The sequence below is a fragment of the Streptomyces sp. MRC013 genome, from assembly GCF_023614235.1.
Lineage (GTDB): Bacteria > Actinomycetota > Actinomycetes > Streptomycetales > Streptomycetaceae > Streptomyces.
The window spans coordinates 4,487,941-4,512,407 of the sequence record NZ_CP094264.1; the positions used below are offsets into that span (position 1 = coordinate 4,487,941).

Sequence of the window (24,467 nt, forward strand, 5' to 3'; positions counted from 1 at the left end):
CCCGTCCACCCGGTCCGTCCCGTCACCCCGTCCACCCCGCCGCCACCGCCAGCACCATCGCGAACGCCACCAGCCCCACCGCCAGGCTCAGCAGCGCCGGGAAGCGGCTCACCGGCAGGTCCTCCCCGCGCCGCATCGCCCGCTCGCACCGCACCCAGTGGTGGACCGCCCGCAGCGCGCACAGCGCCCCGGCGCCCAGCAGCACCAGCGCCATTCCGACCCGCACCCCCCACCGCAGGTCCGGCAGGAACTGGTCCACGGCGAACCCGCCGCCCACCAGGGCGAGACCGGTCCGCAGCCACGCCAGGAAGGTCCGCTCGTTGGCGAGCGAGAACCGGTAGTCCGGCGTCCGGCCCTCCTCCCGCACCCGCTGCGGCGAGAACCACAGCCGCACGCTCCGTCCGAAGTCACCCACGACCGCACCCTAACCGCGCGCCGCGCGCAGCCGCCGCCACGCCGCGAGCCCGTCCGGCACCCACGTCCGCCCGCCCAGCCGCCGCTCCAGCTCCGCGTCGGTCCAGAACGCGTGCCAGGCGACCTCCTCCGCCTGCGGCGACACCGGCAGGACGCACCGCGCCTCGTACACCCGCGACCACCACGAGCCGCGCCCGCCCGGCCCGTCGTCGTACAGGAACGACAGGACCGGCACCGGCCGGGGCAGGCCGCGCACGCCCAGTTCCTCCTCGGCCTCCCGGAGCGCCGCCGCGTCGTACGACTCCCCGGCCCCGACGACCCCGCCGACGAACATGTCGTACAGCGACGGGAAGAGGAGCTTCGACGCGGTGCGCCGGTGCACGAAGATCCGGTCGGCGGCGTCCCGGACGAGGACGAGGACGCAGCGGTGGCGCAGCCGGCGGGCGTACACCTCGCCCCGCGGGAGCCGTCCGACCACCTCGTCCCGCTCGTCGACGACGTCCAGGAGCTCCTCGGCGGGCGACGTGTGCACGTTCCGTCCTCTCCGGTCGTCCGGGGGCTTCGCGATTCGGAGGGTTGACGCGGTTACCGTCGGGTACGGAAGATCGGTCATCCGCATCATCCCGGAAGAAGGACGGAAGCCCATGGCCTACGACGCCGACGTGATAGTGATCGGCGCGGGCCTCGCCGGCCTCGTCGCCACCGCCGAGCTCGTCGACGCCGGGCGCAGCGTCATCCTCCTCGACCAGGAGCCCGAGCGGTCCGTCGGAGGGCAGGCCCACTGGTCCTTCGGCGGGCTGTTCCTCGTCGACTCGCCCGAGCAGCGCCGCATGCGCGTCCGCGACAGCCGCGACCTGGCCCTCCAGGACTGGCTGGGCACGGCCGGCTTCGACCGGCCCGAGGACCGCTGGCCGCGCCGCTGGGCCGAGGCGTACGTGGACTTCGCGGCCGGGGAGAAGCGGGCCTGGCTGCACCGGCGGGGCGTCCGCTTCTTCCCCGTCGTGGGCTGGGCGGAGCGCGGCGGCTACGGCGCCGTCGGGCACGGCAACTCCGTCCCGCGCTTCCACATCACCTGGGGCACGGGGCCGGGCCTGGTCGCCCCCTTCGAGCGCCGCGTCCGCGAGGGCGTCGCCCGGGGCCTCGTCCGGACGGGGTTCCGCCACCGCGTCACCGGCCTCGGCCGCACCGGCGGCGCCGTCGACACCGTCAGCGGCGAGATTCTGGAGCCGTCCGACGCGCCGCGCGGCACGGCCAGCAGCCGCGAGGTGGCCGGCGCCTTCGAGTACCGGGCCCAGGCGGTCGTCATCGCCTCCGGCGGCATCGGCGGCAACCACGACCTGGTCCGCGCCCAGTGGCCCGAGCGGCTCGGCACCCCGCCGAAGCGCATGCTGTCCGGCGTACCCGCGCACGTGGACGGGCTGATGCTCGGCATCGCCGAGGAAGCCGGCGCCCACCACGTCAACCGGGACCGCATGTGGCACTACACCGAGGGCATCGAGAACTGGAACCCGATCTGGGCCCGCCACGGCATCCGCATCCTCCCCGGGCCGTCGTCCCTCTGGCTGGACGCCCTGGGCCGCCGCCTGCCCGTGCCCCTCTTCCCCGGCTTCGACACGCTCGGCACGCTGGAGCACATCATGGGGACCGGCCACGAGCACACGTGGTTCGTCCTCGACCAGAGGATCATCGGCAAGGAGTTCGCGCTCTCCGGCAGCGAGCAGAACCCCGACCTCACCGGCAAGTCCGTCCGCGACGTCATCGGCCGCGCCCGCACCGACGTGCCGGCACCGGTGCGGGCCTTCATGGACAAGGGCGCCGACTTCGTCGTGGAGCGGGACCTGACCGCCCTGGTGCGCGGCATGAACGCGCTCACCGGGGAGCCGCTGATCGACGAGGCGGCGCTGCGCCGCGAGATCGTCGCCCGCGACCGGGAGATCACCAACCCCTTCACCAAGGACCTCCAGGTCACCGCCATCCGCGGCGCCCGCAGGTACCTCGGCGACCGGCTGATCCGCACCGCCGCCCCGCACCGCATCCTCGACCCCAAGGCGGGCCCGCTCATCGCCGTACGGCTGAACATCCTCACCCGCAAGTCGCTGGGCGGCCTGGAGACCGACCTGTCGTCGCGGGTCCTCACCGCGGAGGGCGGACCGCTGCCGGGCGTCTACGCGGCCGGCGAGGCGGCCGGCTTCGGGCGGGGGAGGGGTCCACGGCTACCGCGCCCTGGAGGGCACCTTCCTCGGCGGCTGCCTCTTCTCCGGCCGCGCGGCCGGCCGGGCGGCGGCGCGGGCCGTGGCCTGACCCGCCGGGGCGCGGCGCCCCACCCCGACGGCGGGGACGGGGCGCGGCCGGGGCGGGCTCACCCGCCGTCCGGGACCGGCGTCCCCTGGTGGTGGTACATCCGCCAGGGCGCCCCCGTGCCGTCCGCCGCCCGCCGCCACAGCGAGGAGCGGCGCACCCGCCGGCCGTGCAGGACCGTCTCGTACGTCAGGTGCACCACGCCCGGCGCGAGCGGCACCCCCGCCATGCCGGAGACCTCGTAGCGGGGGCCGTCCGCCGTCCCGCCCCCCCATCGCGGGCAGCTCGGCGAGCATCTCCTCCCGCGTCCAGCGCCGCCCCGAGGCGCCGACCTCGGTGAACTCCGGGTCGAGCAGCCGCGCCGCCTCCTCCCGGGACGTCCGCACGGCCGGTTCCAGCAGCCGCAGCTCGCCCGCGACGGCCGCGGCGACCGGGTCGGGGAAGTCCACCACGCGCAGCCGCTGCGCCACCACCGGGGTCGTGTCGTCCACCGTGAAACGCGGGTCGCCGAGCGCCGTCCGCACCGCCTCCCCGTGCCAGAGCGCCTCCTGCACGGCCCGCCACTCGGCCACCGAGCGGTGCCCCCCGCCCTCGCCGACGACGTGCGCGAGGTCCACCCCACCGAGCGGCAGCACCCTCACGTCCGTCACCTCCACCACCGCGACGGCCCGGCCCGCCGAGTCGGCCAGCACAGTCCGGGCGCCCGGCGCGGGCAGCGGCCGGCCCGCCGCCCCGTACTCCGCGAGCAGTCCGGCGGCCGCCGTCCTCGCCCCGGTCAGGACGGCGGCGACCAGCCGGTCGTGCGCCGGGTCGGGAAGGGCCGGTTCGTACGGGGGAAACCCCTGGGGTCGTTCGTGCGCCGTAGCCTCACACGGACACGGGGCCGGGCGCCTCCCGTCTCGGGCCCGCCCGGTGCCGTGCACCGCCGACCGCCGACCGCCGACCGCCGGACACCGGCACGGCCCCCGGTGCGCCCCGTCCCCGCGGGCCGCACGCGAACAGGACGCGTCCGGCTCGGAGGCGACCCGGCGAGGTGCCCCGACACCCGCGCGAGCGGGGCTTCCTCACTCTCCGTACCGGTTCGCGACACCCTGGGGACACCCACTCTTACCCCCTCCCATACCGGTACGTAATCTCAAACACACCTCAGATCCCACTTTGCGTCCCCTCGATGTGACGCCGGCCACAGCCAATGCCCCGCGCTGCTGTGACGATGTGCCCCATGCCCGCCGCCGCGGTGAACCACCCCCTCCACCCGGCCCCTGGCGGTGCACCGCATGATCCCCTCACAAAGGCGAACCACTCCCCATGAGCGACCGAACGCCGCCCGCGGGCACCACCCCGGGCCCCGGCTCCCCCGGAACGCCCGGGCCCCCGTCACGTCGACGCCGGCGACGTCGGCTACAGCAAGGCCCTCAAGTCCCGGCACGTCAACATGATCGCCATCGGCGGGGCGATCGGCACCGGCCTCTTCCTCGGCGCGGGCGGCCGGCTGGCGGGCGCGGGCCCGTCCCTCGCCATCGCCTACGCGGTCTGCGGCGTCTTCGCCTTCTTCGTCGTCCGCGCCCTCGGCGAGCTCGTCCTCTACCGCCCCTCCTCGGGCGCCTTCGTCAGCTACGCGCGCGAGTTCATGGGCGAGAAGGGCGCCTACACGGCCGGCTGGCTGTACTTCCTGAACTGGTCGACCACCGCCGTCGCGGACATCACCGCGGCCGCCACGTACGCCCACTTCTGGGCGATGTTCAGCGACATCGACCAGTGGGTCCTGGCGCTGATCGCCCTCGCCGTCGTCCTCGCCGCGAACCTCATCTCGGTGAAGTACTTCGGCGAGATGGAGTTCTGGTTCGCCATCGTCAAGGTCGCCGCCCTGGTGGTCTTCATGGGCGTGGGCATCTTCCTCGTCGTCACCTCCCACGACGTCGGCGGCCACACCCCCGGCCTGCACACGGTCGCCGACAACGGCGGGATCTTCCCGCTCGGCATGCTCCCGCTGCTGCTGGTCGTCCAGGGCGTCGTCTTCGCCTACGCCTCCGTCGAGCTGTGCGGCGTCGCCGCCGGCGAGACCGAGAACCCCGAGAGGGTCATGCCGAAGGCGATCAACTCGATCATGTGGCGCGTGGGCCTCTTCTACGTCGGCTCGGTCGTCCTCCTCGCCCTGCTCCTGCCGTACACCGCGTACTCGGCGGACGAGAGCCCCTTCGTCACCGTCTTCGACGAGCTCGGCGTCCCCGGCACGGCCGGCGTGATGAACTTCGTCGTCCTCACCGCCGCGCTCTCCAGCCTCAACTCCGGCCTCTACTCCACCGGCCGCATCCTCCGCTCGATGGCGATGGCCGGCTCGGCGCCGAAGTTCACGGCCCTGATGAACCGGGGCCAGGTCCCCTACGGCGGCATCCTCCTCACCGCCGCCTTCGGCGTCCTGGGCGTCGGCCTCAACTACCTCATGCCGGGCGAGGCGTTCGAGCTCGTCCTCAACTTCGCGTCGATCGGCATCCTCGGCACCTGGGGCATGATCATGCTCTGCTCGCTGGTGTTCTGGCGGCGCGCCGAGCAGGGCGGGGTCGTCCGCCCGGCCTACCGCCTGCCGTGGGCCCCGTACACGCAGATCGTCACCCTGCTGTTCCTCGCCTCGGTGCTGTTCCTGATGTGGTGGGGCGGCGGCGTCGGCCGGACCACCGTGAACTGCCTCCCGCTGATCGCGGCGCTCCTGGTCGGCGGCTGGTTCCTCGTCCGCAGGCGGGTGCTGGCGCTCGCCGCCGAGCGGCGGGGCTGACCCCCGGGCGGCTCACCCGGGCCAGGGGAGCCGCAGCCGGCTCTCGAACCGCACGGGCGAGCCGCCGAACGGGTCGGTGAACTCCAGGACCCGGGCCAGCAGCCGCAGCGGGCGCCCGTGGTCCTCGGGCCCGTCCTCCCGGACCACCGGGTAGAGCGGGTCGTCGAGGATCGGCACCCCGAGCGCGCTCATGTGGACCCGCAGCTGGTGGGTGCGGCCGGTCTCCGGGACCAGTCGGTACCGGGCGAGGCCGCCCCGCCGCTCCACCAGCCCGATCCGGCTCTCGCTGTTCGGCTCGGCGCCCGGCACCTCGTACGCGGCGACGACCCCCGCTCCTTGACGATGTGACTGCGCACGGTCGCCGGCAGCACCACCTCCGGGTCGTACGGCGCCAGCGCCTCGTACTCCTTGCGCACCCGCCGGTCCCGGAACAGGGTCTGGTACGCGCCCCGGTCCTCCGGCCGCACGACGAACAGCACCAGCCCCGCGGTCAGCCGGTCCAGCCGGTGCGCGGGCTGCAGGTGCGGCAGGTCCAGGTCCCGCCGCAGCCGGGCGAGCGCCGTCTCGGCCACATGGCGGCCGCGCGGGGTCGTGGCCAGGAAGTGCGGCTTGTCCGCGACGACGATCCGCTCGTCCCGGTGGACGACGCCCACCTCGAACGGCACCGGCTCCTCGGGCGGAAGCTCCCGGTGGAACCACAGGACCCGTCCCGGGGTGTACGGCTCGTCACCCGCCGCGGGGCGCCCGTCGGCCCCGACGAACGCCCCCTCGGCGAGCATGGCGTCCACCCGCGCGACCCCGACGGCCCGCGCGTACCGCTCGACGAGGTGGTCCCGCAGGCTCGCCCACTCTCCGGCGGGCAACCGCACCCGCACCGCGTCGATCCCGCCGCGCTGTCCCAGCGGCCCGACGATCCCGCGCACCCTCCGACGCCCCACGTCCCCACGCTAACCGACGGGCCCGGGCCCGCCGCGTCGTGCGCGGCCCGCGGGACCGGTCCGCCGCACGGCCGCCCCGCCGCCACGGGGTCCGCGGTCTCCCGCGTCGACCCCCGGCAGCAGAAAGACCCCAGGTTCACTGGGGTCTTCGCTGGTGTCCGAGGGGGGACTTGAACCCCCACGCCCGATAAAGGGCACTAGCACCTCAAGCTAGCGCGTCTGCCATTCCGCCACCCGGACAAGGTGTCTGTCTCGCGGCCCTGGGCCGTTCCGACGTGGAAAACCATAGCAAACATTCGGCGTGCCCGATCACGCCCCGTCCCGGTGGCGCCCTTGGTCCGGCGCCCCGCCGGTAGCAGGATGGCGCCAGACCAGCCACACCGACAGCACGACGCGGGAGGAACCAGCGTGAGCGAGTCGAAGCCGACCAGGCCCGGCCCCGGTGCCCGGAGCGAGGTCGTCGACCTCTGCAGCGAGCTCATCCGTATCGACACCAGCAACTACGGCGACCACTCCGGCCCGGGCGAGCGGGCCGCCGCCGAGTACATCGCCGAGAAGCTCGCGGAGGTGGGCCTGGAGCCCCGGATCCTCGAGTCCCACAAGGGCCGGGCCTCCACGGTCGCCAGGATCGAGGGCGAGGACCCCTCGCGCCCGGCCCTGCTCATCCACGGCCACACCGACGTCGTCCCGGCGAACGCCGCCGACTGGACGCACGACCCGTTCTCCGGGGAGGTCGCCGACGGCTGCGTCTGGGGCCGCGGCGCGGTCGACATGAAGGACATGGACGCGATGACCCTCGCGGTCGTCCGCGAGCGGATGCGCACCGGCCGCAAGCCACCCCGCGACATCGTCCTGGCGTTCCTCGCCGACGAGGAGGCGGGCGGCACCTACGGCGCCCGCTTCCTCGTCGACCGGCACCCCGAGCTGTTCGAGGGCGTCACGGAGGCGATCGGAGAGGTCGGCGGCTTCTCCTTCACCGTCAACGAGGACCTGCGCCTGTACCTCGTCGAGACGGCGGAGAAGGGCATGCACTGGATGCGCCTCACCGTCGACGGCACCGCCGGGCACGGTTCGATGACCAACGGCGACAACGCCGTCACGGAGCTCTGCGAGGCCGTGACCCGCGTCGGCCGCCACCGGTGGCCGATCAGGGTCACCAAGACCGTGCGGTCCTTCCTCGACGAGCTGTCCGACGCGCTCGGCACCCCGCTCGACCCGGACGACATGGAAGGCACCCTGGAGAAGCTGGGCGGCATCGCCAAGATGATCGGCGCCACCCTCCGCAACTCCGCGGCCCCCACCATGCTCGGCGCCGGGTACAAGGTGAACGTCATCCCCGGCCAGGCGACGGCCCACATCGACGGAAGGTTTCTGCCGGGGTACGAGCAGGAGTTCCTGGCCGATCTCGACCGGCTCCTCGGGCCGCGCGTGCGGCGCGAGGACGTCCACGCCGACAAGGCGCTGGAGACGAGCTTCGACGGCGCCCTCGTCGACGCCATGCAGACGGCGCTGCGGGCCGAGGACCCGATCGCCCGCGCCGTGCCGTACATGCTCTCCGGCGGTACCGACGCCAAGTCCTTCGACGACCTCGGCATCCGCTGCTTCGGTTTCGCTCCGCTCCGCCTCCCGCCGGAGCTGGACTTCGCGGGGATGTTCCACGGCGTGGACGAGCGGGTGCCGGTGGACGGCCTGGAGTTCGGCGTACGGGTGCTGGACCGCTTCATCGACGCGAGCTGAAAGTCGGCTGAAACGACCCTCCAATAATCGCCCATGTGTGCACATCGGACTGGAAAGGGTGAACAGGACCGTCGCCTCGTAGCCCGCCCTCCTCCCCCTCGTTACAGGTGGTGCGGTCCGCGGCTGGGACCGCACTGCCAACTAGGAGGAAGAATGATCAAGAAGGTTGTCGCGACCGCGGCCGCCACCGGCGGTCTGATGCTGGCCGGCGCGGGTGTGGCCGTCGCCGACGCGGAGTCCTACGGGGCGGCCGTCGGCTCCCCGGGCGTCGTCTCCGGCAACGTGGTCCAGGCCCCGGTCCACGTGCCGGTCAACGCCTGTGGCAACACGATCGACGTCGTCGGGCTGCTGAACCCCGCCTTCGGCAACACCTGCGTCAACGACTGAGCCGTCCCCGACGCTGAGTCTCGACCCCTCAGGGGTCGGAGCCCGGCCGGCCTCGGAGCGCGCCCCACGCGCTCCGGGGCCGGTGGGCATTCGGCTCCCGCGCGAGGTGCGCGGGGGCAACCGGAAGCCAAGAAGGCAGGAACAAGCTATGCGACAGGTCACGCGCAAGGGCCTGACCATTGTGGCGGCGGCGGGCGGCGTACTCGCCCTCGGCGGCTACGCCCACGCGGCGACGGGGGCCGGGGCGGACGGCGCCGCGGTCAACTCCCCGGGTGTCGCCTCGGGCAACAACGTGCAGGCGCCGATCAGCGTCCCGGTGAACGTCTGCGGTAACACCGTCGACGTCGTCGGCGCGCTCAACCCGGCGTTCGGCAACAACTGCGTCAACGAGTCCGGCGGCGCGCAGGCGAACGGCTCGGCCGCCGACTCCCCGGGTGTCGCCTCGGGCAACAACGTGCAGGCACCGGTCGACGTCCCGGTGAACGCCTGCGGCAACAGCGTGAACGTGGGCGGCGCCCTGAACCCGTCCTTCGGCAACGGCTGCGCCACCGGCGCGACCCCGGACAAGCCCGGTACGCCGGACAAGCCCGATGCCCCGGGCAAGCCCGACGTCCCGAACAAGCCCGGTACGCCGGACAGGCCGGGTACGCCGGACAAGCCCGGTGCGCCGGACGGGCACGCCGGGCCCGCTGCTCCGAGCACGCCGAGCCCCTCCCCGCAGGGCGGCGCCACGCCACAGGGCGGCACCGCGCCGCAGGGCGGTGAGCAGCTCGCCGAGACCGGCGCCTCCGCGCTCGGCCTGCTGGCCCCGGCCGGCGCCGCAGCGCTCCTCGGCGGCACGATCCTCTACCGCCGCGCCCGCCGGACCGCGTAAGCGCAGCGCACCCGGTCGTGCACACGACGGAGCGGGCCCCGCAGTGTGCGGCGCCCGCTCCGTCCCGTTCCGTCACTCCCCGTCCCTCACCAGGTGGCGCGCACCTGACGGATGATGCGCCTCCGCAGCCGCACCCGGCGGCTCCCGTCCCGGTGCAGGCTGAGTCGGTCCAGCTCCCAGTGCCCGTACTCGGCGTGGTCGGTCAGCAGTCGCGTCGCCTCCTTCCGGGAGACTCCCCGCGGCACATACACATCGACGAATTCATATTCCGGCATCGCATCTATTGTGCGGGCACGGCCCCGGTACGGATAGCGTCTGCGGTATGTCTGATGCTGCGCAGCCCACCGCTGCCGAGGTACGCGCCGCCGCCGAGGCGGTCAAAGCCGCGCTCGACCGGCACCTGGCGGCGGTCGAGAACCGCACCGGTGACGACGACCCGGCGGTCTACGCCGCGTTCAACGACCTGGCCGCCGCGGCCGAGGCGTACGACGAGCGGCTCTACGACCGCTACGACGAGGTCACGCCCTTCGAGATCCCCGGAGCCGAGGACTCCCTGCCCCCGTACGCGGGGCCGGCCCAGCCCACCGCGCTGAGCGTGCTGATCCGCCGTGACTACGCCGTGGCGGAGCCCCAGCGGCTGCTCGCCCAGGCCCAGCGCATCGCCGACGCCGAACGCGACGACGAGACGCCGGGGGCGGCCGCCGCGGTCGGCTCCAGCGTCCACGCGGCGGTCGGCGTGCTGTTCGGCGAGTACGAACCGGACGAGATCGCCTCCCGCCACAAGGAGTTCGGCCTCGACGAGGGCGACTCCACCCTGTGGGTGGCGGCGGCCGACGAGCTGCCCGAACCGGGGGAGTGGCTCAGCACGCCCTTCGACCAGGCCGACCCGAGCCGTGTCATCTGCCGCTTCGACGTGAGCGCCGTCTTCGACGAGGACGAACTCTACGAGGAGGACCCGAGCGGCAGGTCCCACGAACTGCCCTGACCCCCGTCCGCCGCGCCCGCCCTCCTCGGGAGGGCGCGGCGGACGGGAACCGGGACCCTACTCCCCGGCCGGCTCCGCGAGGGCTTCCAGCAGGCCCCGCAGCCGCGTCACCCGCTCCCGGCCCGGCGGCTCGGCGACGGCCCGCGCCAGCGCCCGGTCGACGCCGTGGACGACCGACAGGTGCCGCTCGCCCCGGCCGAACGCCGTGTACGCCCACGCCCGGTTCAGGCCGCCCACCGCGTCGCCCGGCAGCACCACGACCGCCGCGGGCCAGCGCATCCCGGCCGCCTGGTGCGCGGTCAGCGCCCAGCCGTGCCGCACCGCCGGCTCCACCCGGTCCTTCGGCACGACGACCGGCTCCGGTCGCCCCTCGCAGTCGAGGTGCAGCCCCTCCGCGTCCGCCGACACCACCCGCCCCTGCAGCGTGCGGCCCGGTGCCTCCGCGTACGCCACCCGGTCGCCCGGGTCGAAGCCGCCGAAACGGCCCGGCCCCGGGTTCAACCGCTGCTTCAGCGCCGCGTTCAGCGCCCGTGTCCCCGCCGAGCCGCCGTGGCCCACCGTGATCACCTGCGTCCGCTCCGCCGGCAGGCCCAACGCCCTCGGCACCGAGTCGGCGACCAGCTGCACCGTCCGGTGCACCGCCTCGCCCGCGTCCCGTACCGGGACGATCACGACCTCCCGGCCCGGCGCGTCCACCTCGACCAGCTCGCCGGCGGCGATCCCGGACACCAGCTCCCCGATCGGTCCCGGGTCCGGCGTGCGGGACGCGATCTGCGGGCACACCCGCGCCGCCAGCAGATCCCCGAAGACCCGCCCCGCGCCGGCCGACGGCAGGACGTGCGGATCGCCGCTCAGCACCAGCCGGCAGCCGTCCGGCACGGACTCCACGAGCATCGCCGCCGTCTCCACGTCCAGCTGCGGGGCGTCCAGCACCACCAGCAGGTCGAGGGCGAAGGCCCCGTCCTCGTCCCGTCCCGGGCCCGCCGCGCCCGACAGCAGCGCCGCCACCGTGACGGCCCCCACCTCGGGGCCGAGCCTGCGGCGGCCGTTCTCGCCGTGGACCGCCACGGCCGAACGCAGCCCCAGTCCGCGCGCCGCCCCGGCCAGCGCGACCGGCTCGGCGCGCGCCGCCTCACCGCCCGTGTGCACCACCAGGCCCTGCGCGGCGACCGCCCGGGCCAGCTCCGGCGGGGCGGCCCCCGTCCAGCGCGGGTCGGGACCGGAGCGGGCCAGCCGGGACAGGCCGTCCGCGAGGCTCTCCTCGGCCAGGGCGTATCGGTCCAGGCCCAGCAGCACCGGCGGCTCCCCGGCCCCTTCCGCGTCCGCCTCCTCGTCCCCCTCGCCGCCTCCTCCGTCGTGGAAGTCCAGCACGGCACCCTCCGCGACGGCACGCCGCACGGCCTCCCCGGGGTCCGGCACGGACCGCTCGGCGAGCGCCGCCCGCACGGCCGCCGCCTCCATCGCCGTATGTCCCCGCAGCGCGGCGCGCTCCAGCAGCCAGCCCACGAGGGCGTCCGTCCGCCGCGCGTCACCGGGCCCGTCCTCCGCGCCGAGCAGTGCCCGCGCGAAGCCGTCCGCCTGCTCCGGCCGCACGCCCGGTACGGCCAGGAGCCGCCAGGGGTCCGCGCGCAACAGCGCGCCGGCCTCCTCCCCGAGCACGTCCGCGACCCGCACCGCCAGTGACTCGGGCGCGCCGCCCTCGGTCAGCACGGACCGCACGGCCCGCACGGTCTCCGGCGCCGCGCGCGGCCCGGCCGGCGTGGGCGGCCCGGTCCGCGGGGGCGCCGCGGGCGGGGGAGCGGCCCGGTGCGGCGCCGCCGCCGGGGCGGGGGAGGATTCGAACGCGACGGCCGGCTTCTCCCCGCTCTCCACGGCCCGTACCGCAGCCAGCAGGTCGGCGGCCCGCCCGCTCAGCTTGGCGCCGCTCGCGATCGGACCACCGCGTTCGGCCTTGCGGCGCTCGATCCGCTCCCGCAGCTCCCGCTGGGCCGCCAGGACGGCCTGAGCCCCGGAATCCTCCGAGGCGGACCCCGCGCCGTCCGCGTCCGTCTCCGCGCCTTTCGCGCCCTCCGCGTCCGCCCCGGGCGCCCCCGCCCCGGCGGTGGGCGCGGGCCCCGCGGTGTCCCGCTCCGGCGGGGCGGGGGCGCCCGGGGCGGTCTCGGCGGCCGGGGAGTCGGGGTTCTCTTCCCGGGGGTGCGCGGTCACAGGGTGCTCCAGTCCTGGTCGGGGTAGCGGTGTACGGGCGCCGACACGTCGTCCAGCGCCCTGCGGATCTCGTCAGGAAGGGTAAGGCCCTCCACCGACAGCGCCGCCGTGAGCTGCCGCGCGGTCCGCGCCCCCACCACCGGCGCCGTCACGCCCGGACGGTCCCGCACCCAGGCCAGGGCGACCTGGAGCGGCGTCACCGCCAGCCCGTCCGCCGCCGTCGCCACGGCGTCCACGACGCGCTGCGCCGACTCGTCCAGGTACGGCTCCACGAACGGCGCCATGTGCTCCGACGCGCCCCGCGAGCCGGCCGGGACGCCCTTGCGGTACTTGCCGGTCAACACGCCCCGGCCCAGCGGCGACGACGGCAGCAGGCCCACGCCCAGGTCCCGGGCGGCGGGCAGCACCTCCCGCTCCACGCCGCGCTGGAGCAGCGAGTACTCCATCTGCGCACCGGCCAGCCGCGTCCGCGCGCCCGGCGCGGACAGCTGCCACGTCGCCGCCTTGGCCAGCTGCCAGCCGCAGAAGTTCGCCACCCCCACGTACCGGGCCCGGCCGCTGGCCACCGCCGTGTCGAGGGCCTGGAGCGTCTCCTCCAGCGGCGTCCACCGGTCGTAGGCGTGCACCTGCCACAGGTCCACGTAGTCGGTGCCCAGCCGCGCCAGCGACGCGTCCAAGGCGGCCAGCAGGTGGCCCCGCGAGCCGTCGAAGCGCCGCTCGGGGTCCGGGTCGGGCACGCTCCCGGCCTTCGTGGCGATGACCAGGTCGCGGCGCGGCACCAGCCGCTCCACCAGCTGCCCCAGCAGGTACTCGGCCTCCCCGCCGCCGTACACGTCCGCCGTGTCGACGAAGGTCCCGCCGGCCTGCCAGAACGCCTTCAACTGCTCGGCCGCCTCGTGCTCGTCCGTGTCCCGCCCCCACATGAGGGTGCCCAGCCCGATCCGGGACACGCGCAGGCCGGTGCTGCCCAGATGCCTCTGCTCCATGGCCGCGAGATTACTGGCCGGGGGCACGGGCCGAGGGACCCTGTGGACAACGCGCCCGACGGGCCCGCTGCCCCGGCGGCCGCCCGCGCGCTAGAGTCCGCACACCACGGACGTTACTGATCGGTAAAAGGGGATCGGCATGCGGCTCGGCATCAACCTCGGCTACTGGGGGGCGGGCATGGACGGCGACAACCTCGCCGTCGCCAGGGAGGCGGACCGCCTCGGCTACGACGTGTGCTGGGCCGCCGAGGCGTACGGCTCCGACGCGCCCACCGTCCTCGCCTGGGTCGCCGCCCGGACCTCGAACATCGACGTCGGTTCGGCGATCATGCAGATCCCGGCGCGCCAGCCGGCCATGACCGCCATGACGGCCGCCACCCTCGACTCGCTGTCGGACGGCCGCTTCCGCCTCGGCCTCGGCGTGTCGGGCCCGCAGGTGTCCGAGGGCTGGTACGGGGTCGCGTTCGACAAGCCGCTCTCGCGCACCCGCGAGTACGTCGAGATCGTGCGCAAGGCCATGTCCCGCGAGCGCCTCGTCCACGACGGCGAGCACTGGACCCTGCCGCTGCCCGGCGGCCCCGGCAAGCCGATCAGGCTGACCGTCCACCCGCGACGCGAGCGCATCCCGCTCTACATCGCCGCCATCGGGCCCAGGAACCTCGAACAGACCGGCGAGATCGCCGACGGCGCGCTGCTCGTCTTCGCCTCGGCCGCCCACCTGGAGGAGACCGCCCTGCGGCACGTCCGCGCCGGACGCCGGAAGGCCGGGCTGACCATGGACGGCTTCGACGTCTGCCCCACCGTCCCGCTCGCCGTCGGCGACGACGTCCACGCCCTCGCCGACGTCTTCCGCCCCCACACCGCCCTGTACGTCGGCGGCATGGGCAGCCGCCGGCAGAACTTCTACAACCGGCTCGCCCGGAGCATGGGGTACGAGAAGGAAGCCGCCGAGATCCAGGACAGGTACCTCGCCGGCGACAAGCACGGCGCCGCCGCGGCCGTGCCGCACCGGCTGATCGACGACACGACGCTGCTCGGCCCCGTCGAGCGGATCGCGGACCGGATGCGGGAGTACGCGGCGGCCGGCGTCACCACCCTCACCCTGACCCCCGCCGGCTCCACCCTCGACGAGCGGATCGCCGCGCTGCGCGCCGGCACCGAGGCGCTGGAGCGCGCCGGCCTCGCCGGCTGACCGCGCCCGGTGCCCCGCGACCGCCGGGCAGGCCTGCGGCCGTGGTGGGGGCTCGGGGTCATCCCCGCCACGGCCGTCACGCAGCACAACGCGCCACCCGCCGCCCGGTTACGCCCGGCGGCGGACGGGTCCCGCCCGCTGCTCCGTTCGGCGCAGCGGGGGGCGGCGCGGTGTTGCCTCCCCTCCGGCACGGGCTTTGACTCGTGCCGACACGTGGAGGTGACAGCGATGCTCTCGGCCCGCAGCCTGTTCCAGGAGATCGTCGACAGCGACGAGGCCTACCAGCTGTTCTGCTCGATCGCGGCCGGGGGCGAGGCGCAGGGCGGCTGGGAGAACGCCCGGATCGCCGCCCTGGTCCCCCCGTCCCTGAGCCACCTGGCCCCCAAGATCACCCGGCACGGCGCCGACGAGGACAAGCACGGCCGCATCTTCGGCGCGCTGCTGAGGAAGCGCGGGCTCGACCCGGTGCCCGTCCCGCCCGAGACCGACTACACGATGCTCCTCGAACGCTCCGGCATCGGCCTCGCCCACGACCGGCTGCGCCGCGACGAGCCGCTCACCGAGCACGACGTCGTCGTCTACCTCGCGCACAGCCGCGTCACCGAGCAGCGCGCCGCGGAGCAGATGAACCTGCTCGTACGGCACTTCGGCGACCACCCGGAGATCGGCAGGGCCGTCCGGATGATCGGCGACGACGAGGACAACCACCTCGCCTACTGCCACGAGGAACTGCTGCGTCTGGCCCGCGCCGGCCACGACCGCGCCGTCCGGCGCACCCTGCGCGAGTGCGCCCTCGCGGAGATCGCGGTCCACCGCGACGTGAGCCTCGCCGTCACGGACCACCTGGGCGGCATCCTGAAGTGGCCGCGCGCCAAGTCGGCCGTCCTCGAGGCCGGCATCCGCGCCCGGTACGCGTACGAGCGGGCCTTCGGCTGGCGGCGCATGGTCGCCCTCTCCCCGCCCGAGCGCCGCGACGCCCTCGGCGGCCCCGCCCGGCCCGCGCCCGTCCTCTGACGCGCCCGCCCGCACGGCCCGCCGGGCCCCGGCGCGCCGCGCGGCCGGACCGGTCCGCCGCGGACCCGGGCGCGTCACAGCCAGCCGCGCCGCTTGAACAACCGGTACAGGCCGGTCACCGCGGCCGCCATCAGCCCCACCGCCGCCGGGTACCCCCACCGCCAGTGCAGTTCCGGCATGTGCGTGAAGTTCATCCCGTACACGCCCGCGACCATCGTCGGCACCGCCGCCATCGCCGCCCAGGCGGAGATCTTCCGCATGTCGTCGTTCTGCCGCACGCCCATCTGCGCCAGATGCGCGGACAGGATGTCGGTCAGCAGCCGGTCCAGCCCCTCCACGTGCTCCCCGGCGCGGGTCAGGTGGTCGCTGACGTCCCGGAAGAACGGCCGCGCCGCCTCGTTCACGTACGGCACGCCCGCCCCCGCCAGCCGCTCCATCGGCCCGCCCAGCGGACCCGTCGCGCGCCGGAACTCCAGCACCTGCCGCTTGAACTGGTAGATCCGCGCGGCCGTGTTCTTCGCGTCGCCCCCCGTCGGCTGGAAGACCTCCGCCTCCAGCTCCTCCAGGTCCAGCTGGAGCTCGTCGGCGACCTCCACGTAGTGGTCGACCACGGCGTCGCTCACCGCGTACAGCACCGACGTCGGTCCCTGCCGCAGCACGTCCGGATCGGACTCCAGCCGCCGCCGCACCTCCGCCAGCGGTGACCCCTCGCCGTGCCGCACCGTCACCACGAACGAGTCGCCCATGAACACCATCAGCTCGCCGGTGGAGACCGTGTCGCCCTCCGGCTCGTACACCACCGGCTTCAGGACCAGGAACAGCGAGTCGTCGTACACCTCCAGCTTCGGCCGCTGGTGCGCCTTCAGGGCGTCCTCCACGGCCAGCGGGTGCAACCCGAACTCCGCCGACACCCGGTCGAACTCCTCGGCGGTCGGCTCGTACAGCCCGATCCACAGGAACGCGTCGACCGCGTCCCGCGCCTCCTCCAGAGCGGTGACGACATCGGAGGGGCCCCGGCGGCGGCGCCCGTCCCGGTAGATGGCACAGTCCACGATCACGGCGCGTATTCTTCCCCGGACCACGGCCCCCACGCCTGCCCCGCCGCCTACCCTTGCCGTCATGGCGACGCTGATCCTGGTCCGGCACGGCCGGTCCACCGCGAACACCGCCGGCGTCCTCGCGGGCCGCACCCCGGGAGTCGCCCTCGACGAGCGCGGCGCCGCCCAGGCCGCCGCGCTGCCCGGGCGGCTCGACGGGGTGCCGCTCGCCCTGGCCGTCAGCAGCCCCCTGGAGCGCTGCCGCCAGACGCTCGCCCCGCTCCTCGCCGCCCGTCCCGGGCTGGCCCTCCACACCGAGGAGCGGGTCAACGAGTGCGACTACGGCGACTGGTCCGGCCGCGAGCTGGCCGAGCTCGCCGGCGAGCCGCTCATGGACGTCGTCCAGCACCACCCGTCCGCCGCCGCCTTCCCCGGCGGCGAGTCCATGCGCGCCATGCAGGCCCGCGCCGTGGACGCCGTGCGGGACTGGAACGCGCGCGTGGCGTCCGGGCACGGCGAGGACGCCGCGTACCTGATGTGCTCGCACGGCGACGTCATCAAGGCGCTCGTCGCGGACGCCCTCGGCCTCCACCTCGACCTCTTCCAGCGCCTCCACGTCGACCCGTGCTCCGTCACCGCGATCCGCTACACCCGCACCCGCCCGTTCCTGATCCGCCTCGGCGACACCGGCGACCTCGGCGCCCTCGCCCCCCGCGAAGGCGGCACGGGGGCCGCCGCGCAGGTCGGCGGCGGCGCGGGCGCACCGTGATCGCTCCGCACAGTAGGGTTGGACGCGCCGCCGGGCGGCCGTGGCGTCCGACCCGCGAACCGAGACCAAGGGAGAGGGAACGTGTCCCGTCAGGTGTTCCTCTACGACCCGCCGGAGCGCTTCGTGGCCGGTACGGTCGGGCTGCCTGGCCGCCGCACGTTCTTCCTCCAGGCGTCCGCCGGAGGCCGGGTCACCAGCGTCGCCCTGGAGAAGGCCCAGGTCGCGGCGCTCGCCGAGCGCATGGACGAACTCCTCGACGAGGTCGTGCGCCGCACCGGGGGCAGCGCCCCGGTCCCGGCCGTCGCCCCCGCCGACGCCACCGACACCGCGCCGCTCGACACCCCCGTCGAGGAGGAGTTCCGCGTCGGGACCATGGCGCTCGCCTGGGACGGCGAGGACCAGCGGCTCGTCGTCGAGGCGCAGGCGCTCGTCGAACTCGACGCGGAGTCCGAGGAGGACCTCGCCGAGGCGGAGGAGCGCCTCCTCCAGGACGAGGAGAACGGCCCCCCGATGCTCCGCGTCCGGCTCACCGGAGCCCAGGCACGGGCCTTCGCCAAGCGCGCCCTGGACGTCGTCAACGCCGGCCGCCCGCCGTGCCCCCTGTGCAGCCTGCCGCTCGACCCGGAGGGACACGTATGTCCGCGTCAGAACGGATACCGCCGCGGGGCCTGACGGCCACCGCCGACGTGCTGGAACTGCTCGCCGAGGGTGAGCTGACGGTACGCGGGCGGGTCCGCGGGGCGTCCAACGCGGTGCTGCTGTGCTCCGTCGCGTACCAGGGTGCCGAGGCCGACTGCGCGTACAAACCGGTCGCGGGCGAGCGGCCCCTGTGGGACTTCCCGGACGGCACGCTCGCCCGGCGGGAGGCCGCCGCGTACGCCGTCTCCGACGCCACGGGCTGGGGCCTCGTCCCGCCCACCGTCCTGCGCGACGGGCCGTACGGGCCGGGCACGGTCCAGCAGTGGATCGACGCCGACCCGTCGGCGCCGCCGCTGCTCTCGCTCGTCGACGGCGACGAGGCGGGCGACGGATGGCGGCCGGTGGGCCGCGCCGACGTGGGCGGCGGCCGCACGGCACTGCTCGTCCACGCCGACGATCCGCGGCTGCGGCGGCTCGCCGTGCTCGACGCCGTGATCAACAACGGGGACCGCAAGGGCGGCCACCTGCTCCCGTCCGCCGACGGCCGGCTCCACGCCATCGACCACGGCGTCACCTTCCACGTCGACGACAAGCTGCGGACGCTGTTCTGGGGCTGGGCGGGGGAGCCCCTGCCCGAGGAGGCGCTGGACGTCCTGGCCCGCCTCGACGCGGAGCTGGCTCCCGGCGCCCCGCTCACCGCCCGCCTGGAACAACTGATCACCCCGGCCGAGCTGGACGCCCTGCGCGCCCGTGTCGCGGCCCTGCGCACCACCTCCCGGCACCCCGGGCCCTCCGGCGGCTGGCCGTCCATCCCCTGGCCGCCCGTCTGACCCGGGCCGGGGCGGACAGCACACCGCGGCGCAGTGCGCAAGAACGCCGAACCGGTCGTGCTTCCGCATCCGGTTCGTATCCGGAACACCCGTCCGGTTACGCTCGGGGCATGCATGCCTGGCCCGCTTCCGAGGTCCCCGCCCTGCCCGGCAAGGGCCGCGACCTCCGGATCCACGACACCGCGACCGGCGGACGAGTGACCCTCGACCCCGGCCCCGTCGCCCGCATCTACGTCTGCGGCATCACGCCGTACGACGCGACCCACATGGGTCATGCGGCGACCTACAACGCGTTCGACCTCGTTCAGCGCGTGTGGCTCGACACCAAGCGGCAGGTGCACTACGTGCAGAACGTCACCGACGTGGACGACCCCCTCCTGGAGCGGGCCGCCCGCGACGGCGTCGACTGGACCGGGCTCGCCGAGCGCGAGACCTCCCTGTTCCGGGAGGACATGACGGCCCTGCGGATGCTGCCGCCGAAGCACTACGTCGGCGCCGTCGAAGCGATACCCGGCATCGTCCCGCTCGTCGAGCGGCTGCGCGACACGGGCGCCGCCTACGAACTGGACGGCGACGTCTACTTCTCCGTGGAGGCCGACCCCCACTTCGGCGAGGTCTCCCACTACGACGCCGGCGTCATGCGGGCCCTGTCCGCCGAACGCGGAGGCGACCCCGACCGCCCCGGCAAGAAGAACCCGCTCGACCCGCTGCTGTGGCTGGCCGCCCGCGAGGGCGAGCCCAGCTGGGACGGCGGGTCCCTCGGCCCCGGCCGCCCCGGCTGGCACATCGAGTGCGTCGCCATCGCGCTCGACCACCTCGGCATGGGCTTCGACGTCCAGGGAGGCGGTTCCGACCTGGTCTTCCCGCACCACGAGATGGGCACCTCCCACGCCCACGCGCTGACCGGCGAGTTCCCCTTCGCCAAGGCGTACGTGCACGCCGGGATGGTCGCCCTGCACGGCGAGAAGATGTCGAAGTCCAGGGGAAACCTGGTCTTCGTCTCCGCGCTGCGCCGCCGTGGCGTCGACCCGGCCGCGATCCGCCTCGCCCTGCTCGCCCACCACTACCGGGCCGACTGGGAGTGGACCGACCGGGTCCTCGACGACGCCGTCGAGCGGCTCGGCCGCTGGCGCGCCGCCGTCTCCCGCCCCGACGGGCCCTCGGCCGACCGGCTGGTCGAAGAGGTCCGCGAGGCGCTCGCCGACGACCTGGACACGCCGGCGGCGCTCGCCGCCGTCGACCGCTGGGTGGAGCTCCAGCGCGCCGAGGGCGGTACGGACGAGGGTGCGCCCGGCCTGGTCTCCCGCACCGTCGACGCCCTGATGGGCGTGGCGCTCTGACGGACGCGGTGCCCTGAGGGGCGCGGTGCCCCCGACCTCCCGGCCCCCGCCGGCCGCTCGGGAGCCCTCGTCCCGGGGCGGCGCCGGCGTCGCGGACCCGCCGTACGGCGCGGGTCCGCACCGGCCCGAAAGGCACGGCGGCGGGGCGGCCCCGCCGTGACGGCGCCGCCCCGCCGCGAACTCGCGGGTCCTACTCCGCCGAGCCCTCCCGGCCGCCGTCGCCCGAGCCGTCGCCCGAGCCGCTGTTCGAGTCGCCGTCCTCGGCGTCCTCGGCGCCCTCGTCCCGGCCGCCGCCCGCCGGGCCCCCGGCGCCGGGGCCGGGGCCGGGGGCCTTCGGCGGGCGCGGACGGCCGCCGGCCGGGTCGCGCAGGTACGAGGCGTCACCGCCGTCGGTGGCGTGCCCGCCCGCACCGGGGGGACCGCCCTGCCCCGCGCCCGGGCCGCCGTCCCGACGCCGCAGGTAACGCTCGAACTCGCGGGCGATGGCCTCGCCGGACGCCTCGGGCAGTTCGGCCGTGTCCCGCGCCTCCTCCAGCGTCTGCACGTACTCGGCCACCTCGCTGTCCTCGGAGGCCAGTTGGTCCACGCCGAGCTGCCACGCGCGGGCGTCCTCGGCCAGTTCGCCGAGTGGGACGCGCAGCCCGATCAGGTCCTCCAGCCGGTTGAGGAGGGCCAGTGTGGCCTTGGGGTTCGGCGGCTGGGACACGTAGTGCGGCACCGCCGCCCAGAGGCTGACCGCCGGGACGCCGGCGTGCGCGCACGCCTCCTGGAGGATGCCGACGATGCCCGTCGGCCCCTCGTACCGGGTCTCCTCCAGCTCCATCCGCCGCGCCAGGTCCGGGTCGGACGTGACGCCGCTGACCGGGACCGGCCGCGTGTGCGGGGTGTCGCCGAGCAGCGCGCCGAGGATCACGACCATCTCCACGCCCAGCTCATGGGCGAAGCCCAGCAGCTCGTTGCAGAACGACCGCCAGCGCATCGACGGCTCTATGCCGCGGACCAGCACCAGGTCGCGAGGCTTCTCACCGCCCACGCGGACCACGGACAGCCGGGTGGTGGGCCAGGTGATCCTCCGCACCCCGCCGTCCAGCCACACCGTGGGCCGGTTGACCTGGAAGTCGTAGTAGTCCTCGGCGTCGAGCGCCGCGAACACCTCGCCCTTCCACTCCCGCTCCAGGTGCGCGACCGCGGTGGAGGCGGCGTCGCCGGCGTCGTTCCAGCCCTCGAACGCGGCCACCATGACCGGGTCGATCAGCTCGGGAACCCCCTCGAGCTCGATCACCCAGGCCTCCTTCCGAAGTTCCGTGCGTACGAACCAACCTTACGGCGTTCGGGCACCCCGTCCGCAGCCACTTGCACACCTCCGGGTGCGGTGCCGGCCCTCCCGCCCCTACCCCCGGCAGGACCCCGGACACCCGGGATCCGCCGGAGGACCCCCGCCCCGCCGGGGGACGGGGAGGCACGTCCGGGACGCCCGTCGGCGTCCGCCGGACGGACCGGCCGGGGACCCCGCCCCCGCGGGACCGGGCGCCCGGCGCGCGGGCCGCGCGGGGGGCGGGCTCCCCCGCGGGGGCGCGGGGGAGCGCCGGGGACCTCGCCCCCGCCCCGGTGGGGGCCCGGGGCGGGTACGGCCCGGCGGCCAGGACGTTCCGCGGGGCGGCGGCCGGCCTACTTCCCGTCCTCCACCCAGCCCATGGTCCGCTCGACGGCCTTGAGCCACTTCCGGTACTCGCGGTCGCGGGTCTCCGCGTCCATGCGCGGGGTCCACTCGGCGTCCCGCCGCCAGTTGGACCGCAGCGCGTCGGTGTCGGGCCAGAAGCCGACGGCCAGGCCGGCGGCGTAGGCCGCGCCGAGGCAGGTGGTCTCGGCGACCACCGGGCGCACCACGGGCACGCCGAGTACGTCCGAGAGGACCTGCATCAGCAGGTTGTTGGAGGTCATGCCGCCGTCGACCCTCAACGCGGCGAGCTCGACGCCGGAGTCCCTGGTCATGGCGTCGGAGATCTCACGGGTCTGCCAGGCGGTGGCCTCCAGCACCGCACGGGCGAGGTGCGCCTTGGTGACGTACCGGGTCAGGCCGGCGATCACGCCGCGGGCGTCGGAGCGCCAGTACGGGGCGAACAGCCCGGAGAAGGCCGGCACGAAGTAGGCGCCGCCGTTGTCCTCGACGGACAGGGCCAGAGGCTCGATCTCGGCCGCGGTGCCGATGAGGCCCATCTGGTCGCGCATCCACTGGACGAGAGAGCCGGTGACGGCGATGGAGCCCTCCAGGGCGTAGACCGGCGCGTCACCGCCGATCCGGTATCCCACGGTGGTGAGCAGTCCGCTGTAGGAGTTGATCACTCTGCCGCCGGTGTTCATCAGCATGAAGGTGCCGGTGCCGTACGTCGACTTGGCCTCGCCCTCCGCGAAGCAGGCCTGCCCGAACAGGGCCGCCTGCTGGTCGCCGAGCGCGGAGGCGACGGGGACGCCGTCCAGGGCGCCGCCCCTGACGCGGCCGTAGACCTCGGCGGAGGAGCGGATCTCCGGGAGGATCGCGGCGGGCACCTCCATGGACCGCAGGATCCGCTCGTCCCACTCCATCGTGTGGAGGTTCATCAGCATGGTGCGGGAGGCGTTGGTCACATCGGTGACGTGGCGGCCGCCGTCGGCGCCGCCGGTCAGGTTCCAGACGATCCAGGAGTCCATGGTGCCGAAGAGGATCTCGCCGCGCTCGGCCCGCTCGCGCAGGCCCTCGACGTTGTCGAGCAGCCAGCGGATCTTGGGACCGGCGAAGTAGGAGGCCAGCGGGAGGCCGGTCTCGCGGCGGAAGCGGTCCTGGCCGACGTTCCGGCCGAGTTCCCTGCACAGCGCGTCGGTGCGGGTGTCCTGCCAGACGATCGCGTGGTGGACGGGCTCACCGGTCCTCCTGTCCCAGAGCAGCGTCGTCTCGCGCTGGTTGGTGATGCCGACGGCCCTCACGTCGGCCGCGGTGACGCCGGCCCTCCCGACGGCGCCGTCGACGACCTCCCGGACGTGCGCCCGGATCTCGGCGGCGTCGTGCTCCACCCAGCCGGGCCTGGGGAGGATCTGCCGGTGCTCCTTCTGGGCGACGGAGACGACGCGCCCGTCGCGGTCGAAGACGATGCAGCGGCTGGAGGTGGTGCCCTGGTCGATGGCGGCGACGAACGGGCCGGTGCCGCGGGAGGCCGTGGCGGTCATGGGGTGCGCTCCTCGGGGTGGGTGGGCGGATCGGGCCGGTCGGGCTCAGGCGAACGCGAGGGAGTGGATCCCCGCGGCCGCGGCCGCGCCGACCAGCGGGCCCGCGACGGGGATCCAGGCGTACCCCCAGTCGGAGCCGCCCTTGTTGGGCAGGGGCAGCAGGGCGTGCACGATGCGGGGACCGAGGTCGCGGGCCGGGTTGACGGCGTAACCGGTCGGGCCGCCGAGCGACAGGCCGATGCCGACGACGACGAGGGCGACGACCAGGCCGCCGAGGGCGTTCAGACCCCTGCCGCCCTCGTTGAGTCCCTGGGTGAGCACGGCCAGGACGAGCACCAGGGTGCCGATGGCCTCCGTCGCGAGGTTCTGCCAGACGTTGCGGATCTCCGGGCCGGTGGAGAAGACCCCGAGCACCGGTCCGGGACCCGCGGCGGCGGGCTCCGAGGCGGTCTCCGGGTCGGTCAGGTGGGCCCGGAACTGGCCGTAGTAGGCCACCCAGACGAGGACGGCCCCGATCATGGCGCCGAGGAACTGGCCGGCGAAGTAGAAGGGGACGACGTCCCACTCCCCGTTCCCGAGGGCGATGCCGACGGTCACCGCCGGGTTCAGGTGGGCGCCGGAGAGGGAACCGGCCGTGTAGACGGCGGTCATGACCGCGAAGCCCCACCCGAAGGTGACGGCCGGCCAGCCGGCGTTCCGCGCCTTCGAGCCCTTGAGCACCACGGCGGCGACGACGCCTCCGCCGAGCAGGACGAGCACGGCGGTGCCGATGGTCTCGCCGATGAAGATGTCGGAGCTGGACACCCGCGACTCCTTTGTCCTTCGTCCGGAGGAGAGGGGGGACCCGG

At 74.9% G+C, this 24,467-nt stretch carries 19 protein-coding genes, 1 tRNA gene and 4 pseudogenes; 12 read left to right on the forward strand and 12 right to left on the reverse strand.

The window, feature by feature from the left end:
* Positions 1-22: 22 nt before the first annotated feature.
* Both LUW75_RS20355 and LUW75_RS20360 read right to left on the reverse strand, forming a co-directional pair.
* Positions 23-415, reverse strand: a complete 393-nt coding sequence (locus LUW75_RS20355; RefSeq protein WP_250336900.1) for a YidH family protein — start codon at positions 413-415, stop codon at positions 23-25.
* Positions 416-424: 9 nt separating this feature from the next.
* A complete protein-coding gene (locus LUW75_RS20360; RefSeq protein WP_250336901.1) occupies positions 425-946 on the reverse strand; it encodes an NUDIX domain-containing protein in 522 nt (173 codons plus the stop codon).
* Positions 947-1,058: 112 nt separating this feature from the next.
* On the opposite strand from LUW75_RS20360, the pseudogene LUW75_RS20365 reads away from it, so the two are divergent.
* Positions 1,059-2,715 (forward strand): annotated as a pseudogene (locus tag LUW75_RS20365) (FAD-binding dehydrogenase).
* A 332-nt stretch (positions 2,716-3,047) separates the two neighbouring features.
* On the opposite strand, the pseudogene LUW75_RS25020 reads toward LUW75_RS20365, so the two are convergent.
* A pseudogene (locus tag LUW75_RS25020) lies at positions 3,048-3,635 on the reverse strand (ASCH domain-containing protein); the annotation flags it as partial.
* A 385-nt stretch (positions 3,636-4,020) separates the two neighbouring features.
* Here LUW75_RS25020 and LUW75_RS20380 point away from each other — a divergent pair.
* A pseudogene (locus LUW75_RS20380) lies at positions 4,021-5,485 on the forward strand (amino acid permease).
* Between the two features lie 12 nt (positions 5,486-5,497).
* On the opposite strand, the pseudogene LUW75_RS20385 reads toward LUW75_RS20380, so the two are convergent.
* Together LUW75_RS20385 and LUW75_RS20390 are read right to left on the reverse strand one after the other, a co-directional pair.
* A pseudogene (locus LUW75_RS20385) lies at positions 5,498-6,423 on the reverse strand (pseudouridine synthase).
* A gap of 152 nt (positions 6,424-6,575) precedes the next feature.
* Positions 6,576-6,663 (reverse strand) — tRNA-Leu (locus LUW75_RS20390).
* Between the two features lie 168 nt (positions 6,664-6,831).
* On the opposite strand from LUW75_RS20390, the gene LUW75_RS20395 reads away from it, so the two are divergent.
* From LUW75_RS20395 to LUW75_RS20405, 3 genes are all read left to right on the forward strand, one after another.
* A complete protein-coding gene (locus LUW75_RS20395) occupies positions 6,832-8,160 on the forward strand; it encodes a M20/M25/M40 family metallo-hydrolase (protein WP_250336902.1) in 1,329 nt (442 codons plus the stop codon).
* 153 nt (positions 8,161-8,313) lie between these two features.
* On the forward strand, positions 8,314-8,547 hold the full coding sequence (locus LUW75_RS20400) for a chaplin (protein WP_250336903.1): 234 nt from the start codon (positions 8,314-8,316) through the stop codon (positions 8,545-8,547).
* Between the two features lie 148 nt (positions 8,548-8,695).
* Positions 8,696-9,421 carry a chaplin gene (locus LUW75_RS20405; RefSeq protein WP_250336904.1) on the forward strand — a complete coding sequence of 242 codons (726 nt, stop codon included), beginning with the start codon at positions 8,696-8,698 and terminating at the stop codon, positions 9,419-9,421.
* Positions 9,422-9,507: 86 nt separating this feature from the next.
* Here the strand turns inward: LUW75_RS20405 and LUW75_RS20410 are convergent, their stop codons facing one another.
* A complete protein-coding gene (locus tag LUW75_RS20410; RefSeq protein ID WP_005319466.1) occupies positions 9,508-9,696 on the reverse strand; it encodes a DUF5703 family protein in 189 nt (62 codons plus the stop codon).
* A 47-nt stretch (positions 9,697-9,743) separates the two neighbouring features.
* On the opposite strand from LUW75_RS20410, the gene LUW75_RS20415 reads away from it, so the two are divergent.
* Positions 9,744-10,406 carry a hypothetical protein gene (locus LUW75_RS20415; RefSeq protein WP_250336905.1) on the forward strand — a complete coding sequence of 221 codons (663 nt, stop codon included), beginning with the start codon at positions 9,744-9,746 and terminating at the stop codon, positions 10,404-10,406.
* Between the two features lie 57 nt (positions 10,407-10,463).
* On the opposite strand, the gene LUW75_RS20420 is transcribed toward LUW75_RS20415, so the two are convergent.
* On the reverse strand, positions 10,464-12,611 hold the full coding sequence (locus tag LUW75_RS20420) for a helix-hairpin-helix domain-containing protein (RefSeq protein ID WP_250336906.1): 2,148 nt from the start codon (positions 12,609-12,611) through the stop codon (positions 10,464-10,466).
* Positions 12,608-13,597 carry an aldo/keto reductase gene (locus LUW75_RS20425; RefSeq protein ID WP_250336907.1) on the reverse strand — a complete coding sequence of 330 codons (990 nt, stop codon included), beginning with the start codon at positions 13,595-13,597 and terminating at the stop codon, positions 12,608-12,610. Before LUW75_RS20425 ends, LUW75_RS20420 begins: the two co-directional genes overlap by 4 nt.
* Before the next feature lie 139 nt (positions 13,598-13,736).
* Between LUW75_RS20425 and LUW75_RS20430 the strand changes: the two genes are divergently transcribed.
* Both LUW75_RS20430 and LUW75_RS20435 read left to right on the forward strand, forming a co-directional pair.
* Positions 13,737-14,789, forward strand: a complete 1,053-nt coding sequence (locus LUW75_RS20430) for an LLM class F420-dependent oxidoreductase (protein ID WP_250336908.1) — start codon at positions 13,737-13,739, stop codon at positions 14,787-14,789.
* Between the two features lie 228 nt (positions 14,790-15,017).
* Positions 15,018-15,803, forward strand: coding sequence for a ferritin-like domain-containing protein (locus LUW75_RS20435; RefSeq protein WP_250336909.1), 786 nt, complete (start codon positions 15,018-15,020; stop codon positions 15,801-15,803).
* 74 nt (positions 15,804-15,877) lie between these two features.
* On the opposite strand, the gene corA is transcribed toward LUW75_RS20435, so the two are convergent.
* Complete coding sequence (gene corA / locus LUW75_RS20440) at positions 15,878-16,870, reverse strand: magnesium/cobalt transporter CorA (protein ID WP_250337748.1); 993 nt, start codon at positions 16,868-16,870, stop codon at positions 15,878-15,880.
* Positions 16,871-16,922: 52 nt separating this feature from the next.
* Here corA and LUW75_RS20445 point away from each other — a divergent pair, with 52 nt between their 5' ends.
* From LUW75_RS20445 to mshC, 4 genes are all read left to right on the forward strand, one after another.
* Positions 16,923-17,609 (forward strand): histidine phosphatase family protein, encoded by a 687-nt coding sequence (locus tag LUW75_RS20445; RefSeq protein WP_250336910.1) that lies wholly within the window; start codon positions 16,923-16,925, stop codon positions 17,607-17,609.
* An 81-nt stretch (positions 17,610-17,690) separates the two neighbouring features.
* Positions 17,691-18,281 (forward strand): DUF3090 domain-containing protein, encoded by a 591-nt coding sequence (locus tag LUW75_RS20450; protein ID WP_250336911.1) that lies wholly within the window; start codon positions 17,691-17,693, stop codon positions 18,279-18,281.
* Complete coding sequence (locus LUW75_RS20455; protein WP_250336912.1) at positions 18,245-19,078, forward strand: SCO1664 family protein; 834 nt, start codon at positions 18,245-18,247, stop codon at positions 19,076-19,078. The genes LUW75_RS20450 and LUW75_RS20455 overlap by 37 nt, the downstream gene beginning before the upstream one ends.
* A 110-nt stretch (positions 19,079-19,188) precedes the next feature.
* Complete coding sequence (mshC, locus tag LUW75_RS20460) at positions 19,189-20,418, forward strand: cysteine--1-D-myo-inosityl 2-amino-2-deoxy-alpha-D-glucopyranoside ligase (RefSeq protein WP_250336913.1); 1,230 nt, start codon at positions 19,189-19,191, stop codon at positions 20,416-20,418.
* Between the two features lie 190 nt (positions 20,419-20,608).
* On the opposite strand, the gene LUW75_RS20465 is transcribed toward mshC, so the two are convergent.
* The 3 genes from LUW75_RS20465 to LUW75_RS20475 all read right to left on the reverse strand — a co-directional run bounded on the left by LUW75_RS20465 (position 20,609) and on the right by LUW75_RS20475 (position 24,423).
* On the reverse strand, positions 20,609-21,700 hold the full coding sequence (locus LUW75_RS20465; protein ID WP_250336914.1) for a PAC2 family protein: 1,092 nt from the start codon (positions 21,698-21,700) through the stop codon (positions 20,609-20,611).
* A 386-nt stretch (positions 21,701-22,086) separates the two neighbouring features.
* Entirely contained in the window at positions 22,087-23,619 is a 1,533-nt protein-coding gene (gene glpK / locus LUW75_RS20470) for a glycerol kinase GlpK (RefSeq protein WP_250336915.1), read from the reverse strand.
* A 45-nt stretch (positions 23,620-23,664) separates the two neighbouring features.
* Positions 23,665-24,423 carry an MIP/aquaporin family protein gene (locus tag LUW75_RS20475; RefSeq protein ID WP_250336916.1) on the reverse strand — a complete coding sequence of 253 codons (759 nt, stop codon included), beginning with the start codon at positions 24,421-24,423 and terminating at the stop codon, positions 23,665-23,667.
* Positions 24,424-24,467 lie beyond the last annotated feature (44 nt).